This window comes from Psychromonas sp. MME1, from assembly GCF_041080865.1.
Taxonomy (GTDB): Bacteria; Pseudomonadota; Gammaproteobacteria; order Enterobacterales; family Psychromonadaceae; genus Psychromonas.
The window spans coordinates 1,573,831-1,589,277 of the sequence record NZ_CP160906.1 but is presented as its reverse complement, the minus strand read 5'-3'; the positions used below and the strand labels follow the sequence as shown (position 1 = coordinate 1,589,277).

General features: G+C 37.9%; 12 protein-coding genes and 1 tRNA gene. 2 read left to right on the top strand and 11 right to left on the bottom strand.

Annotation, left to right across the window (positions count from 1 at the left end; genetic code table 11):
* Positions 1-41 precede the first annotated feature (41 nt).
* Positions 42-1,685 carry a response regulator gene (locus AB2N10_RS07310; RefSeq protein ID WP_369434571.1) on the bottom strand — a complete coding sequence of 548 codons (1,644 nt, stop codon included), beginning with the start codon at positions 1,683-1,685 and terminating at the stop codon, positions 42-44.
* A gap of 153 nt (positions 1,686-1,838) precedes the next feature.
* Positions 1,839-1,922: transfer RNA gene (locus AB2N10_RS07305), tRNA-Tyr, on the bottom strand.
* 124 nt (positions 1,923-2,046) lie between these two features.
* On the opposite strand from AB2N10_RS07305, the gene AB2N10_RS07300 reads away from it, so the two are divergent.
* Complete coding sequence (locus AB2N10_RS07300; protein ID WP_354624378.1) at positions 2,047-2,583, top strand: VC2046/SO_2500 family protein; 537 nt, start codon at positions 2,047-2,049, stop codon at positions 2,581-2,583.
* A 49-nt stretch (positions 2,584-2,632) separates the two neighbouring features.
* Entirely contained in the window at positions 2,633-3,496 is an 864-nt protein-coding gene (locus AB2N10_RS07295; RefSeq protein WP_369434570.1) for a DUF808 domain-containing protein, read from the top strand.
* 42 nt (positions 3,497-3,538) lie between these two features.
* Here AB2N10_RS07295 and purU read toward each other — a convergent pair whose 3' ends face one another.
* The 9 genes from purU to ubiG all read right to left on the bottom strand — a co-directional run bounded on the left by purU (position 3,539) and on the right by ubiG (position 15,371).
* Positions 3,539-4,375, bottom strand: a complete 837-nt coding sequence (gene purU / locus AB2N10_RS07290; protein WP_354624381.1) for a formyltetrahydrofolate deformylase — start codon at positions 4,373-4,375, stop codon at positions 3,539-3,541.
* 11 nt (positions 4,376-4,386) lie between these two features.
* On the bottom strand, positions 4,387-4,863 hold the full coding sequence (locus AB2N10_RS07285; protein ID WP_354624382.1) for a YchJ family protein: 477 nt from the start codon (positions 4,861-4,863) through the stop codon (positions 4,387-4,389).
* Between the two features lie 62 nt (positions 4,864-4,925).
* Positions 4,926-6,596 carry an asparagine synthase B gene (gene asnB / locus AB2N10_RS07280; protein WP_369434569.1) on the bottom strand — a complete coding sequence of 557 codons (1,671 nt, stop codon included), beginning with the start codon at positions 6,594-6,596 and terminating at the stop codon, positions 4,926-4,928.
* Positions 6,597-6,798: 202 nt separating this feature from the next.
* A complete protein-coding gene (locus AB2N10_RS07275) occupies positions 6,799-8,415 on the bottom strand; it encodes a cation:proton antiporter (protein ID WP_369434568.1) in 1,617 nt (538 codons plus the stop codon).
* Positions 8,416-8,637: 222 nt separating this feature from the next.
* Positions 8,638-10,308 (bottom strand): tetratricopeptide repeat protein, encoded by a 1,671-nt coding sequence (locus tag AB2N10_RS07270; protein WP_354624386.1) that lies wholly within the window; start codon positions 10,306-10,308, stop codon positions 8,638-8,640.
* Between the two features lie 166 nt (positions 10,309-10,474).
* Entirely contained in the window at positions 10,475-10,732 is a 258-nt protein-coding gene (yfaE, locus tag AB2N10_RS07265; protein WP_354624387.1) for a class I ribonucleotide reductase maintenance protein YfaE, read from the bottom strand.
* 18 nt (positions 10,733-10,750) lie between these two features.
* Complete coding sequence (nrdB, locus tag AB2N10_RS07260) at positions 10,751-11,896, bottom strand: class Ia ribonucleoside-diphosphate reductase subunit beta (protein ID WP_354624388.1); 1,146 nt, start codon at positions 11,894-11,896, stop codon at positions 10,751-10,753.
* A 99-nt stretch (positions 11,897-11,995) separates the two neighbouring features.
* Entirely contained in the window at positions 11,996-14,263 is a 2,268-nt protein-coding gene (gene nrdA, locus AB2N10_RS07255) for a class 1a ribonucleoside-diphosphate reductase subunit alpha (protein ID WP_354624389.1), read from the bottom strand.
* Between the two features lie 385 nt (positions 14,264-14,648).
* Entirely contained in the window at positions 14,649-15,371 is a 723-nt protein-coding gene (gene ubiG / locus AB2N10_RS07250; RefSeq protein WP_354624390.1) for a bifunctional 2-polyprenyl-6-hydroxyphenol methylase/3-demethylubiquinol 3-O-methyltransferase UbiG, read from the bottom strand.
* Between the last annotated feature and the right edge of the window lie 76 nt (positions 15,372-15,447).

Here is a 15,447-nt window from a genome sequence, read left to right as displayed (position 1 = left end):
CGGCGATATTGACAGTTATTGCATTAAGTCTGTGATCTTAATTAACGGATCACTTTTATTTCCATAAACTCTTGTTGTAACTGTTTTTGGCGTTTGGCGTGTTCGCTGGGTAGCCGGGTATTATTTAGCAAATTGAAATTTTTTTGGCAATGATGTAGTAAATCGACCTGCTGGTTATCCTTCGCAATTTTGATTAATTCAAGGTGCACCTGTATACAGTTAAGTAATGCACCGGAATTCAATGGTTCAAGTTGCAGTGCCTGATTGAAATGAGTCAGAGCACTTTCATAAAGATGTTGAGAAAAAGCTTGGATGCCTAATGTATTATATTTTTTAAATGTACTCATGCGGGCTTTCAGTGCACTACCGGTTTGTTTATTAATTGCTGTTTGCATGGTTGAATCGATGATATCGCGTTGTTTAATTTCCTTTAAAAAGGGGGCTGCATAATCAAACTCACCGATATCTAATAGTGAAAAAAGTGCTTCGCATAATAGAGTTGTTTCAAATTCTTCAGGTTTTTTATCATTTTGTTCTAGCGTACTTAGCAATTTCCGTTTCGCTTTTAATGGTTCATTTAGAGCAAAGAATACTTTAGATTGGCAAATTTCATCAAAGCAGTTGAAGTCAAAATCTTTATTTCTCCCCTCTTCAAAACGGCTTTGGTAGAGTGCTGAGCTGACTTGTTTTAAAATGATTTTTCGATCAATTAAATCATCTTCGGAAAGAGCATACTCAAGAATACAACGGATATAGTTAGCGAGGTGACAAGGATTTGGGTAAAAAGAGTTACGACTCAGTTGTAAAATCGCCGAATAACTACTGATCACGAGTTTATGCTCGTTCATTTCATTGGCTAAGATAGCCACTTCTTGATGCCGTTCAATACTATGATTGGTTATACTAGCAGCATAGCTAAGTGTTGCTAGCGCTTTCTCTAGTTCACCATTTTTTTTATAGGTGCGTGATAGCCACTGATAGGCTTCTATCTGTAAGGGGGAATTTTGTATTACTATGTTTAATAAATTAATCGCCTCTGATAGCTTATCCTGTAAATAATAAGCTTTACCTAAACTGATGCTCGCTCTTATTAGTGGTCTGTTTTCTACGAGCGGTTTAAGAATTCGTTCTGCATCTTCGTATTTCTCTATTTCTATGTAGATATCAGCTAAGAGGGCTTTACATAATTTTCTGTAATCAGCGCTTTGATTAATTTTTTCTTTGCATAATGCAATGGCCTGTGAATATTCTTGTTTTTGTAAGGCATCAAAAATATCAACGACTACCTCTTTTTTTTGTGCGGCTTTACGCAGTCGATTAAGTAGTTGTGTTTGAGAAAAGGGCTTCATTAAATAATCATCGGGTGACTTTTCAAGCGCGGTAAGTACCATCCCTTTATTATTATCACCGGTGATAATAAAACATATTGCATGATTGGTGATTAACTCTTTTTGACGTAGAAAATCAATAAGTTGTACGCCATTTTTGCCCGACCCTAAATTGTAATCCACAAGAAATAGGTCAAAAGTTTTTTTCTCTGCTAATTTCACAGCGCCTTCAGCATTTTCAGCAAAGGAAATCTTTTGTGCACTAGCCCCCTGATTAGTGAGCATATTACGCAGCATGATATGGAATGCTTTTTGATCATCAACAATTAAAATATTTTTGTCTTTATAATTAAACATTGTTTATTGATCTTCACTTTTATTTGAGAATGAGCGTAATGTACTTAATTGTAGATAATAATAAGCTAGGATGTAGTGCAAAACGATTATTTTACGTACTTTGTATAGTAAAACAAATATTCTATGAAGGGAAAGACTTTCAGGGGAGTGAAATGGTGGAGGGAGGTGGATTCGAACCACCGAAGCTTACGCGGCAGATTTACAATCTGCTCCCTTTGGCCACTCGGGAACCCCTCCGTTATTTCGCGGGCAATAATAGCAGATAATAGAGGCATGTGAAGTTAAAAAAATAAAAAAACATTAAATAAAATCAGTTTGTTGCCGATAACACTTTATATCGGAGATAAAACAATGAAAATGTATGAATAGTAAACAGCTAGATAACAATTTATTGATAAATGAGTGGCAATTAGGGCAGCAATTAAATGCTGCTGTACACAATGGCACGCGTGACAAATTTAATTTGTTACTCAGTTTTTTATCCGATGACGCAAGAGATTTTGCACAATTTGATTTAGCGGCAAAAAAAGAAGTGGCTTTAGAGACAACCGCATCGTTACGCCAACAGTTTCAACTTCCTCCTGCTCAACCCCTTGTTAACGGAGGTGTTACCCTTGAGCAAGCATGTAATATGAATGCTGATTTACATAATAACCATTTTCGTACAATTCGTTTAAAGCAATTATTGCATAATGAAGCACTGCTAGCTCGCCCTGAGCAAGGTGAATTTAGTGATGACATTGTTGATAATATATCCTTAGTTGCACAGCAGCGCCTTTCTGCCTCATTAGGCAATTCGTCTATTCAATTCACCTCAACCGGTGTCACAAATGAGCTCATGAATCGCTATCAAGAATTGGATTTAGATAATAAACCAATTAAAGTGAACTATATGTAATGGTTAATGGAATGGTCTACGCGCTATTTCATATTTTTGAGGAAGAATAATGGCAACGGGTTTTTTTGCTGTGTTTGATGATATTGCTGCTTTGTTAGATGATGCGGCAATGATGAGTAAAGTCGCGACTAAAAAAACCGCGGGTGTATTGGGTGATGACTTGGCTGTGGGGGCTGAAAAAGCATCTGGATTTTCTTCAAGCAGAGAGTTGCCTGTGTTATGGGCAATAGCGAAGGGCTCTTTACGTAATAAATTGATCATTTTACCCGTTGCTTTTCTATTGAGTGCCTTTGCTAATTGGCTGATTATCCCTATTTTAATGGTAGGAGGGATATATCTTGCCTTTGAAGGTGCAGAGAAAATATTTGAGTATCTTCAAAAAAAAGAGAGTCGGCCGATCAACACCATACTCGAAGATGACCAAGATTTTTTGAATTATGAAGCAAAAAAAATAAAATCAGCGATACTGACTGACTTTATTCTCTCCATTGAAATTATCGTTTTAGCCCTCGGTACAGTCATGCAAGAGCCTTTAATATTACAAATTATTGTTGTTTCATTTGTGGCTCTGTTGGCGACAGTGGGTGTTTATGGCTTTGTGGCACTTTTGGTTCGCATGGATGATGTCGGCTTTAAATTAATAGCGTTAGCAGAGCAGAAAAATAACCTTTTAAAATTTATCGGTGAGTTACTTGTTGCGGCATTACCGAAAGTTATTCGCCTATTAACTATTGTCGGTACGTTAGCTATGTTACTCGTTGCCGGAGGCATATTTGTGCACAATGTGCATGCTATTGCTGATTATTTATTATTTATGCCGACGATGTTAGCTGAATTATTGGTAGGGCTTATGGTTGGACTAATAACGTTAATGGTCGAGAAGGGTATTGCTAAGATTCGGGGTAAGCATTAATAGACGTTAATTGTAAAACCTATTAATGCTTTTATTGCCATACTATTCAAAAACAACCGTACGGTTTGCGTAGACGAACACTTTATCATTTAATACTTGTTGTAGGGCTTTACTTAATACTGAGCGTTCAACATCTCGCCCTGTTTTAGCGAGGTCTTCTGCGCTGTAAGCATGATCAATATGGGCGACATCTTGGGTGATGATTGGCCCTTCATCTAAGTCATTATTAACAAAATGGGCCGTTGCACCAATAATTTTTACGCCACGGTCGAATGCTTGTTGATAGGGTTTCGCACCGATAAATGCAGGTAAAAATGAGTGGTGTATATTAATCAATTTATTACTATATTGTTCAACAAATTTAGGCGTTAAAATGCGCATATATTTAGCTAAAATCACATAATCAGGAGTATAAGGCGCTATCGCATCTAATACTTTTTGTTCATGCTCTTCACGTGATAAACCTTCATGGCTTATGGTGTGGTAAGGAATATCAAATTTGCTTACTAATTCTTCCAGTTTGTCATAATTCCCGATCACCGCAGCAACTTCAACATCAATGCCGCCGTAAGTGCTTTTCATTAAAATATCACCCACGCAGTGTGCTTCTTTTGTTACTAAAATAACAATACGCTTACGTTTTTGTGATACCAATGAGCGGTAAGAGCCAGCAGGTAAATTAAAGTCAAGGTCAGCAAGTAATGTCTGATCGTTAAAGTATCCTTCAAGCTCAGTACGCATAAAGAAGCGGCCATGTTGATGGTCTACAAACTCATTATTTTTAATAATATTCAGCTGATGTTTTTGACAGATATTGGTAATCTGCGCAATCAGACCTTTGCTATCGGGGCAATCGGTTAATAAAACTTTCTTTTCCATTTTTATCTCTATTAATTAGCGCAACATTTTTTAAATTTTTTGCCACTAGCACATGGGCAGGGCTCATTGCGTGCTATCTTACCTGATTTTTGCTCAGGATAAATCTCTCCATCACAATAAAGCCATTGTTCATGATCTTTAACAAAATTAGAGCGTTCATGGTGGCAAGATAATAGCCCATTATCGATAAACCAAGCTTTAAACTCGACAAAACCTCGGTTAGTTAATGTTTCGGTTGCTATAATTTGTAAATTTTTCCATTCTACCGTTTTTTCTGCCAGTTGCTTAGGTGTCAGACTCCCTCGATAATCAGCGTGGTAGGTAGTAAAAAGGTACTGGCCTAATTGCAACACAAAGGCACTATAACGCGAGCGCATAAGTGCTTCACAAGAGTTGGCTTGTTGTTGATTATTATGCAAAGGCAAACAACAGGTTTGATAGCTTTTACCACTTTTACATGGGCAAGGCTGTCCGTGTAAATCATTCATTTTCTTCTCAAAAAAAAGCGTTCAACGTGAACGCTTATTTTATTCTTTAATAAATAGTATTACTATTTTTGTTGGTAAGCATCATTATGGATACCCGCAGCACGACCTGATGGATCCGCATTTTTTAGGAAACTTTCATCCCAAGCCAAAGCTTCAACCGTTGAACAGGCGACAGATTTACCATGAGGTACACATTCAGCAGCACTATCAAGTGGGAAGTGTTCTGCAAAAATGCTACGGTAGAAGTACGCTTCTTTGGTATCTGGTGTATTGATTGGGAACTTAAATTTAGCATTCGCTAATTGTTGATCCGATACCTGTGTTTCGATATGTTCTTTTAACGAATCAATCCAGTTGTAACCAACGCCATCAGAGAATTGTTCTTTTTGACGCCATAATACTTCATCGAGTAATTTACCATCAAATGCTTGACGAAGGATATTTTTCTCAATACGCCCATCTTTGATCATTTTTAGTTCAGGATTAGTACGCATTGCCACATCCATGAACTCTTTATCTAGGAAAGGTACGCGTGCTTCAATTCCCCAAGCTGCCATTGATTTGTTTGCGCGTAGACAGTCAAACATGTGTAGTTTGTTTAGTTTACGGTTTAACTCTTCGTGAAGCTCTTTTGCATTTGGTGCTTTATGGAAGTATAGGTAGCCTGCAAATATTTCATCAGCACCTTCACCTGAAAGAACCATTTTGATGCCCATTGCTTTAATTTTACGTGCCATTAAATACATCGGTGTTGAAGCGCGGATAGTGGTTACATCATAGGTTTCAATGTGGTAAATAACTTCGCGTAATGCATCTATACCATTTTGTACGGTAAAAATAATGGGGTGATGTACAGTCCCGAGAGAATCAGCTACTTTTTGTGCCGCTGCAAGGTCTGGTGAACCCTCTAGACCCACTGAAAATGAGTGAAGTTGAGGCCACCATGCACCAGTTTGATCATCATCTTCAACACGTTGCTTAGCAAATTTTTGCGTAACCGCGGAGATAACTGAAGAGTCTAAACCACCTGATAGCAATACACCATAAGGTACATCACACATTAACTGGCGTTTTACTGACGCTTCTAACGCTGCACCGATCTCTTCTGGGCTGCCGCCATTATCTTTAACCCCTTCGTAAGTCATCCAATCACGAGTATAATATTTTGTTAATTCACCAATTTCGCTATCTAGAAAATGACCTGGAGGGAATTCTTGTACTTTGGTACAAATAGGCGTTAATGCTTTCATTTCTGAAGCAACATAGAAGTTACCATGCTCATCCCAGCCCATATATAGAGGAATGATACCCATGTGGTCACGACCGATTAAGTATCTATCTTTTTCTGCATCATATAAGCAGAAGGCGAAAATACCATTTAGGTCGTCTAAAAATGCATTACCTTTTTCTTCGTATAAACCAAGAATAATTTCACAATCAGATTTTGTTTTAAATTGATAACCACAAGTTAACTCTTTTTCTAAATCTTTATGGTTATATATTTCGCCATTTACCGCTAGGATATGTGTATTATTTTGATTGTATAAAGGCTGTGCACCTGTATTAACATCTACGATAGAAAGACGCTCATGAACAAGAATTGCTTTCTCAGAAGAATAGACTCCAGACCAATCTGGGCCACGGTGACGAAGCAGTTTAGACATTTCAATTGCTTGTTGGCGCAAGGCGAAGGGATCGCTTTTAATGTCGAGCACACCAAAAATAGAACACATAACGTTACCTTTTATTGAAAACGAATATTCAAAATGATTCGTTTTGTATTAACAATATTTTTCCATTTGCACAAGTTGAGCAAAAAGAGAACGATTTAAATTGATAAATATGAGTAGAACATTTTTGCAGAATAATCAATAAAAGTCACACTAAATCAGAGTATTTTCACTATAAATCATCGCTAAACGCTTTTATTTCATTTCATAATTCATGTTTATAGTGACTTTTATTCAAAATCAGTTTCAGTTCAGAACAAACATGCCGAGCAAAACCTGATCCAGCTTCTTCATACATATTGTAAACAGGGCTTACACCAAGGTCATAGAGATCCTGCTGATCCTCTTTAAAATGAGCTATTGCAGCAACTTTAAAACTATCGCTGTTGATTTTTTTCAGTTGTTCTGCGGCAAAATGGTTACCATTATGATTAGGCATAGTTAATAAAATTAATTTTATATTGTCAGTAAGCTGGAGTTTGTTCCAAAAATCGGAGTCAATGGCATCACCCGTAATGACTCGACGCCCTAAGTTTCTATGTTGTAGCGTAGTTTGGTGGTTATAATCGATGCCCATTACCCGTTCACCAAAGGTTAATTTTAACGCATCGTAAGCACCGGTTCCAATCCGCCCCATTCCCATCACTAAAATTTGCGCATCGCCAACACGAACTGGACGATCGTCTTTATGTAAGCGAGTAGATTGAAAACGTTTCAAGGAAAGTGTATATCGGCTATAAATTTGATCACCATACTTATTGAGTATGGATGCGATAATAAAACTTAATGAAACTGCAATCGCGGTAATAATGAGCCAATCCTGACTGAGCCAACCTTTATAGGTAGCTAGAGACGCTACGATTAATCCAAATTCACTATAATTAGCTAAGGAAAATGAAGCAAATAGGGCGGTGCGCGAACGAAGTTTAAATTTGGTCAGGGTGAGAAAATAAAGGGCTATTTTCACTAAAAGCAATAAAGATAAGATGCCTGCAATCATTACATGATCAAGATGAGGCAAACCGCCTAGACCTATCGTTAAAAAGAAGCAAATTAAAAAGAGCTCCTTAAGATTAAATAATGCATTGGCCATGTTCTTCGCACTTGGGTGGGCCGCTAATAGCATCCCGGCAATTAAAGCCCCTAAATCGGCTTTCATTCCGACAGATTCAAATAAACCTGCGCCCACAACTAATGCCAGGAAAAAACCATATAGTACTAATAACTCCCCGTGACCCGCACGATCTAATAATTTGAATAAAAGGGGCCGGATAAGTGGCAATGCACATAATGCTAAGGCCCAAATGGAAGGGATCTTGGCGACAGATATAGATAAAAATAACACCGCAAAAATATCTTGCATAATCAAGATGCCAATGGCGATGCGTCCATACAACGAGTTAGTTTCGCTTTTTTCTTCTAATATTTTCACTGCAAAAACGGTACTGGAAAAACTTAACGCAAATGAGATAAGTAATAGCCCATAGATATTTAATTCAGAAAAAAAGGAAAACTGGATTTGTTTTAATGCAAATAAGAGTAGGGTATAAAAAATAATACACGCAGCTATATGTATGCTTGCTCCCCCCCAAACCTCTGCTTTAAATAGGGTCCGGAGGTCGAGTTTCAGACCGATCGTGAAAAGTAGTAAGGTTACCCCTAAGTTGGCAATGGCAATTAATCCTTCACTAGATTCAAACCCCCATAAATTAAGCGCAAAACCAGCTAATAGAAAACCAATCATTGGCGGTAAGCCGATAAAGTTAATAATCATACCAAAAGTAAAAGCTGTACCAATAAAAAATAGTAGTGTTGTATCCATGTAAACGCTTCTCTGTTAGCTAATGGTAAGGAGAGATTGATCCAATATACCTATGGTACTTTAAGATATAAAATCAGCAAGCAAAAAGTACCGAGATGTGAGGTATAAAACAGAACTCTATGTAAATGATTTTATGGTATAAAAGTAGAGAGAACAATTTTTTTGTCTTTGTCTATACATTGAAATAGCGCGATGATAATAGTCATCGGCGACTAATTTCATTTATTCTGTGGGGGATGTTGGTTCAACATAGCTATATGTTACATAGGTGGTTGTATCTGGCCACTCGCGATTGATGAGCAGTTCAATGTTGTCATGTAACAGCCAAACAAAACTAATTTTTCCGTGGCTATAATCGATACCATTGATATCATCACTATCTTGCTCTGTGCTGAATGAATCAGGAATACCGTACTTCTCAGTAAATTCATTTTTAAGTTGTGCAATAAGTTGTGGTTTATCGCGACCTATATAGGTGTATTTGGCCTGTGCGAATTGCGCATGCTGAGTATATGTTACCGCCAGCTGACTTGTCCCTGATATTGTCGCGCCAGTAAAGTAAAGGTCAACGAAATCCTGATCATTCTCGTTAATAGGGCGGATACCTGTGGCTTTGATTTTTTCTCTGATAGTGTCGCGCTGGCTACAAGCAATGGCTATATCAAAAAGAAAAGTTGTTGCATTTTTAAAGCATTGTTGGCTTTTTTGTAAATCTTTAAGGCGCTGTATTGCCCATGGTTCAGTGGTTTTTTGATATAGCGTGATGGCTTTATGTAAATCCGAGGGAAAAACAATACCTTTTTCATAGAAGTAGGCTAAGCGTGCGTTGGCTAAATGATAATTAAGTTGCGACGCATGTAGATAGTATTCTGCGGCTTTATTTTTATTTTTAGGTAAAATGAATTTGCCACTTTGATCATGGATGCCATGTTCATAAATCACCCCTAGTTGATAGAGCGATTGAGCATGATTTTGAGCAGCTGCGCTATTATACCAAGTCAGTGCCGTGTTCATATTTTGCTTATTGATGGTTGCGTTTTGATATATTTGCCCAAGTTTAAATTGTGCTGCAGCACTCCCTTTAGCGGCTGCTCGTGTGTACCAGGTTATCGCATTTTTCAAATCTACGGCTTCACCTTTACCTTGTTCATAAAATTCGGCAATTTTATAGGCTGACGGGGCATAATTATTTTCAGATGATTTTAGGTAGAGTGTTTTAGCTTGTTGATAATTTTGCGGGACACCTCGGCCATACTCATGCATTTGTGCCAATAGGTATTGCGCTAATGCATTACCTTGTGTTGCTGCTTTATCATACCATTCTATCGCCAGCTGGTAGTCCTGTTGCACAACTCGGCCATTTTGATAAATTGTGCCTAAGCTAATTTGTGCATTGAGATGTCCTTGCGCAGCGGCTTTACTAAACCACAGAAAGCTTTCGTCATCATTTTGTTTAACACCATTGCCTTTTTTAAAATGGTCCCCCATTTGATACTGTGCAATTGCATCACCTTGTTGTGCAGCCTTCAGATACCATTTTACCGCTTCACTTGGATTGACATCGACACCTTGTCCATTATCGTACATGGTTGCGAGTATATATTGTGCGGCTACATGATTTTGTTCCGCCGCTTTTGTGTACCATTGTATCGCTTGCTGGAGATTTTTCTCGACACCCTGTCCACTTTCATACAACCAACCAATGGCATACTGAGCAGCCGGATCGCCATTAACTGCAAGGTGTAACCATAAATCATGGGCTAGTCTATAATTTCCTGCCTCAATTGCTTTATAAGCTTTATCAAAATTGGGGTTTGCATAAGCAGTCGTATTATGTAAGCCAATTATTGTAAAAATGAGGTTGAGAGAGAGTAATCGTAATGTATAGCCCATTATGTTATATGATCCTCTTCCTGAGTATGGTAATTGATATTTTCCGTAAATATCTATAATAAATCGCATTAGCATTGTAATGTTTATTGTACAATTTTAATGTGATTGATCTAGTTATATTTAATGAATGCAACCTAGCTATCTATTATTTTAAGCAATTAGATATTCATGTGGATTGTATTAATATCTCAACGCTTTGTTGAGTGCTGCTACAGCAGGTTAATATTTCATTATCGCGGCAGTAGGCCAGTGGAAAGTTATTATAATTAACTTCTCCACGGATGAGTTGGCATCGACAAGCACCACAATGTCCATCGCGACAGTGAAATTCTGTCGCGATATTTTGTGCTTCTAAATTTTCCAACAATGTTTTGTTGGTATTGAGGGGGTACTCAATACCGTTAACGGTTAATATTTTTGTCATTTAGCAAAATTCGCTGAATTATAATTTAAAAGAGCTAAGCTCCTCGCTGTCAACTTTACTATTAATTTGCCCGACTAGGTATGAACTTATTTCCGCTTCTTGAGGGGCAACTTGAACGTTGTCACTGACTAACCAATGATTAATCCATGGAATAGGATTGTTGCTTACCTTGAAGGGCGCTTCATAGCCAATTGCTTGCATTCGCTGGTTAGTAATATATTCAACATATTGGCATAAAATTTGTTCATTCAAACCAATCATTGAGCCATCTTTAAAGAGGTATTTAGCCCACTCTTTTTCTTGCTCTGCAGCATTTAAAAATATATCGCGCCCCTGTGCAAAACACTCAACGGCAATTTCAGCCATTTCCGGATCATCTTTACCATCGGCCCAAAGATTTAATATTTGCTGTGTGGAGTTTAGGTGTAGTGCTTCATCGCGCGCTATCAATTTGATTATTTTAGCATTTCCTTCTAATAAATCGCGCTCAGCAAAGGCAAATGAGCAAGCAAAGGAGACATAGAATCGAATGGCTTCTAATGCATTGATAGAGCAGATACAGAGGTATAATTTTTTCTTCAGCGAACGGAGAGTTAAGGTTTCCTTCTCTCCATGTAGGTTAATATAAGCAACCTCACTTTGTGCTAATCCATGTAATTGGAAAAACTGTGTCGCATGAATCAATTCATCATAATAGCCTGAAATATCAATAGCACGTTTCAAAATTTCTTCATTAGTGACAATATCTTCAAACACTGTGCTAGGTTCAGTAAATAAATTGCGGATAATGTGTGTGTAACTCCGACTATGGATTGTTTCAGAAAAACTCCATGTCTCTATCCATGTTTCTAATTCAGGTAATGAGACAATCGGTAGTAGAGCGATATTAGGGCTACGGCCTTGGATTGAATCGAGCAAAGTTTGATATTTTAAATTTGATATGAAGATATGTTGCTCATGATCGGGTAAATTAATAAAGTCAATACGATCGCGATTTACATCTATCTCTTCTGGTCGCCAGAAAAAACTCAGCTGCTTCTCAATTAACTTCTCAAATACATCAAAACGTTGTTGATCATAACGAGCGACATTGACCGGATTACCAAAAAACATCGGCTCTTTAAGCGCATTATTAGGAATGGTTGAGAAAGTAGTATAAGCCATATGCTTCTCCATAGTGCATTAGCATCTCACCGGAGTGAGGAATAGAAAATATTAAAAACTAAAAACCCATTCGATTGAATGGGCATAACAAAATGCGGGTTAAATTTTGCACGCACCACCGGCACAGTCTTCTTCGATTACCTTTTCATCATCTGCGCCATCTCGCGTATTATGATAATAAAGCGTTTTGACTCCCATTTTATAGGCGACCAATAGATCTTTCAAGAGGTTAGTCATTGGTACTTTATTATCGTCGAAACGTTTTGGATCATAATTAGTATTCGCTGAGATAGCCTGATCAACAAATTTTTGCATAATGCCAACGAGTTCTAAGTAACCTTGGTTATTTGGAATGTTCCATAGTAACTCATAATTTTCTTTGTATTTATCAAATTCAGGAACAACCTGTTTTAAAATACCATCTTTACTCGCTTTTATGCTAATAAATCCACGTGGTGGTTCAATGCCATTGGTCGCATTAGAAATCTGGCTTGAGGTTTCTGATGGCATTAATGCTGACAAGGTTGAGTTACGTAAACCGTCTCGAACAATATCCGCACGCAGTGTTTCCCAATCTAAATGGTAGGGTTCATCACAGATTGCGTCCAATGAATTTTTATATGTGTCAATGGGTAAAATGCCTTGGGAATAGCGAGTTTCATTAAATTTAGGACAAGCCCCACGCTCTTTTGCCAGCACATTTGAAGCTTTCAATAGATAGTATTGGATCGCTTCAAAACTTTTATGGGTTAGATTGTTGGCACTGCCATCGGAGTATTTAACGCCATTTTTAGCGAGGTAATAAGCATAGTTGATCACACCAATCCCAAGAGTACGACGCGCCATGCTGCTGTTTTCTGCTGCTTTAATTGGGTAATCTTGATAATCGAGTAGATTATCTAATGCACGAACCGTTAATTCAGCAATTTCTTCTAACTCATCGAGAGATTCAATCGCACCTAAGTTTAAGGCTGACAAGGTACAGAGTGCAATTTCACCCTCTTCATCCATAATATGTTGCAGTGGTTTAGTGGGTAGCGCTATTTCAAGACATAAGTTACTTTGACGAATGGGGGCAACTTTGCTATCAAAGGGACTATGCGTATTACAGTGATCAACGTTTTGAATATAAATACGACCAGTACTTGCACGTTCTTGCATTAATATTGAAAACAGTTCGACGGAAGGAATGCTTTTCTGACGGATGTCAGGATCGCCTTCATAAACATCATAAAGACGCTCAAATTCATCTTGGTCTTCAAAAAAAGCATCGTATAAACCAGGGACATCGGACGGACTGAAGAGTGTGATATTTTTTCGTTCGATTAAGCGTTGATAAAATAAACGGCTTAATTGCACACCATAATCCATGTGACGAACACGGTTTGATTCAATCCCTCGGTTATTTTTAAGCACCAATAAACTTTCTACTTCCAAGTGCCACAGTGGGTAGAAAACCGTTGCAGCACCGCCACGGACACCGCCCTGCGAACAGGATTTTACGGCAGTTTGAAAGTATTTATAGAAGGGAATACAACCTGTATGGAATGCTTCACCACCGCGGATTGTGCTACCTAAGGCGCGAATTCGCCCTGCATTAATACCAATGCCTGCACGTTGTGAAACATATTTTACAATAGAGCTCGCAGTGGCATTGATGGAGTCGAGGCTATCACCGGCTTCGATTAATACGCAGGAACTAAATTGGCGAGTAGGCGTACGCACCCCAGACATAATTGGTGTTGGTAGGGAAATTTTAAATTGCGAAGTGGCATCATAGAAGCGGCGTACATAATCCATACGAATGGACTTGTCGTAATCTGAAAAAAGGCATGCTGCTACTAATAAATAAAGAAATTGTGCACTTTCGTATATATCACCAGTTACACGATTTTGAATTAAATATTTACCTTCAAGTTGTTTTACCGCCGCATAGGAAAAATTTAAATCGCGGTTATGGTCAATAAAGGTATCCATCTCTTCAAATTCTTGTTTTGTATAATCTTCAAGAAGGTGTGCATCATATTTGCCCTTTGAACACATTTTACTAACATGTTCAAATACGCTTGGTGGCGTGAATCGCTGATAGGCTTTTTTGCGTAGATGGAATACGGCAAGATGGGCTGCTAAATATTGATAATCTGGTGATTCTTCAGAAATAAGATCCGCTGCTGCTTTGATAATGGTTTCGTGAATATCTTCGGTACGAATGCCATCATAAAACTGAATATGTGAATTTAGTTCAACCTGCGAGACTGAAACATTGTCAAGACCTTCCGCCGCCCAAGTAATAACACGGTGGATTTTCTCGAGGTCGATGTTTTCTCTTTTGCCATTACGTTTGGTGACAAACAGGTTTTTATTCATGTGGGATTACCTTATTTCTGGCGACAATGCTTGTTAGCAAGAGGCTGTCAGTTATCGGATGCATAATTTTTAAAAACACTACATATTGTGCTTTGCAAGTTTAGTTGGCACAAGATAAAGCTTTTTTTGTTTTTATCAAGTGAATATTTTTATTCATTAAGTGGATAAGATTGTGGATAAATAGCAGTTCCAAAAACAAGTTTGTGTTCACTAACATCAACCTTTAAGTTTTTAGCGTGAGTTGTGAATTGCAATGATTTTTTATACTTTTTTTTATCTGCAGTAGTAAGAATAAATAAAGAGAAAAAGATTATCTAAAACCCGATTCTCCTCATGTTTTTTATATTTAATTGTTAGATTTTTAGTGGGGGGGAAAGTGCAGGAGTTAACGTTTCACACAATGAAGCATGTAATTGACATCAACATTATTCGTGATCCTAAATTCGCCTGAAAAGAGATTATATTCAACACCACATAACGCTTCACAATGTAGACTCGTCTTATCTACCGCTGATAATAATTGTGATGGGCGAATAAATTTTTCGTAGCTATGAGTGCCCTTAGGTACCCATTTTAAAACGTGTTCAGCACCGAGTATCATCATGACGTAAGCTTTAAATGTTTTATTGATTGTTGAAAAATAGACGCTTCCCCCGGGTTTTACCATGTCACAGCAAGCCTTGATAACGGAAGCGGGATCGGGGACATGTTCTAACATTTCCATGCAGGTAACCACATCAAATTGTTCAAAGTGGGTGAGTGCGAATTGTTCTGCCGTTGTTTTTTGATAGTCAATTTGTTGTTGCGTTTCTAATGCATGCAGGCGGGCAATTTGTAGCGATGCGTGTGCCATATCAATGCCTGTAACAGTCGCTCCTTGTTTAGCCATACTTTCTGCTAAGATGCCTCCGCCACAGCCAACGTCAACAATCTTTTTAGCAAATATACCATCAACGCCTTCTTCTATATAGGCTAACCGTGTTGGGTTGAGCATATGCAAGGGTTTAAAGTCCCCTTCAAGATCCCACCACTGCTCGGCCATTGCTGAAAATTTTTCTATCTCATCGTTATCAACATTGTTTACCACTAAAGCTCTATTTACCTGCATCCCTTAACACCGAATTAATTGAAATAATGCATTATAACGAGTTTAACCTCGCAGTTTAATGTTTTAATTATTTTTT

Excerpts from the sequence above, each read along its gene's own strand:
- AB2N10_RS07295 (WP_369434570.1), top strand. The coding sequence starts at position 2,633 with ATGGCAACGGGTTTTTTTGCTGTGTTTGATGATATTGCTGCTTTGTTA.
- AB2N10_RS07275 (WP_369434568.1), bottom strand. The coding sequence starts at position 8,415 with ATGGATACAACACTACTATTTTTTATTGGTACAGCTTTTACTTTTGGT.
- nrdA (WP_354624389.1), bottom strand. The coding sequence starts at position 14,263 with ATGAATAAAAACCTGTTTGTCACCAAACGTAATGGCAAAAGAGAAAAC.
- AB2N10_RS07300 (WP_354624378.1), top strand. The coding sequence starts at position 2,047 with ATGAATAGTAAACAGCTAGATAACAATTTATTGATAAATGAGTGGCAA.
- asnB (WP_369434569.1), bottom strand. The coding sequence starts at position 6,596 with ATGTGTTCTATTTTTGGTGTGCTCGACATTAAAAGCGATCCCTTCGCC.
- AB2N10_RS07285 (WP_354624382.1), bottom strand. The coding sequence starts at position 4,863 with ATGAATGATTTACACGGACAGCCTTGCCCATGTAAAAGTGGTAAAAGC.
- AB2N10_RS07310 (WP_369434571.1), bottom strand. The coding sequence starts at position 1,685 with ATGTTTAATTATAAAGACAAAAATATTTTAATTGTTGATGATCAAAAA.
- yfaE (WP_354624387.1), bottom strand. The coding sequence starts at position 10,732 with ATGACAAAAATATTAACCGTTAACGGTATTGAGTACCCCCTCAATACC.
- AB2N10_RS07270 (WP_354624386.1), bottom strand. The coding sequence starts at position 10,308 with ATGGGCTATACATTACGATTACTCTCTCTCAACCTCATTTTTACAATA.
- nrdB (WP_354624388.1), bottom strand. The coding sequence starts at position 11,896 with ATGGCTTATACTACTTTCTCAACCATTCCTAATAATGCGCTTAAAGAG.
- purU (WP_354624381.1), bottom strand. The coding sequence starts at position 4,375 with ATGGAAAAGAAAGTTTTATTAACCGATTGCCCCGATAGCAAAGGTCTG.
- ubiG (WP_354624390.1), bottom strand. The coding sequence starts at position 15,371 with ATGCAGGTAAATAGAGCTTTAGTGGTAAACAATGTTGATAACGATGAG.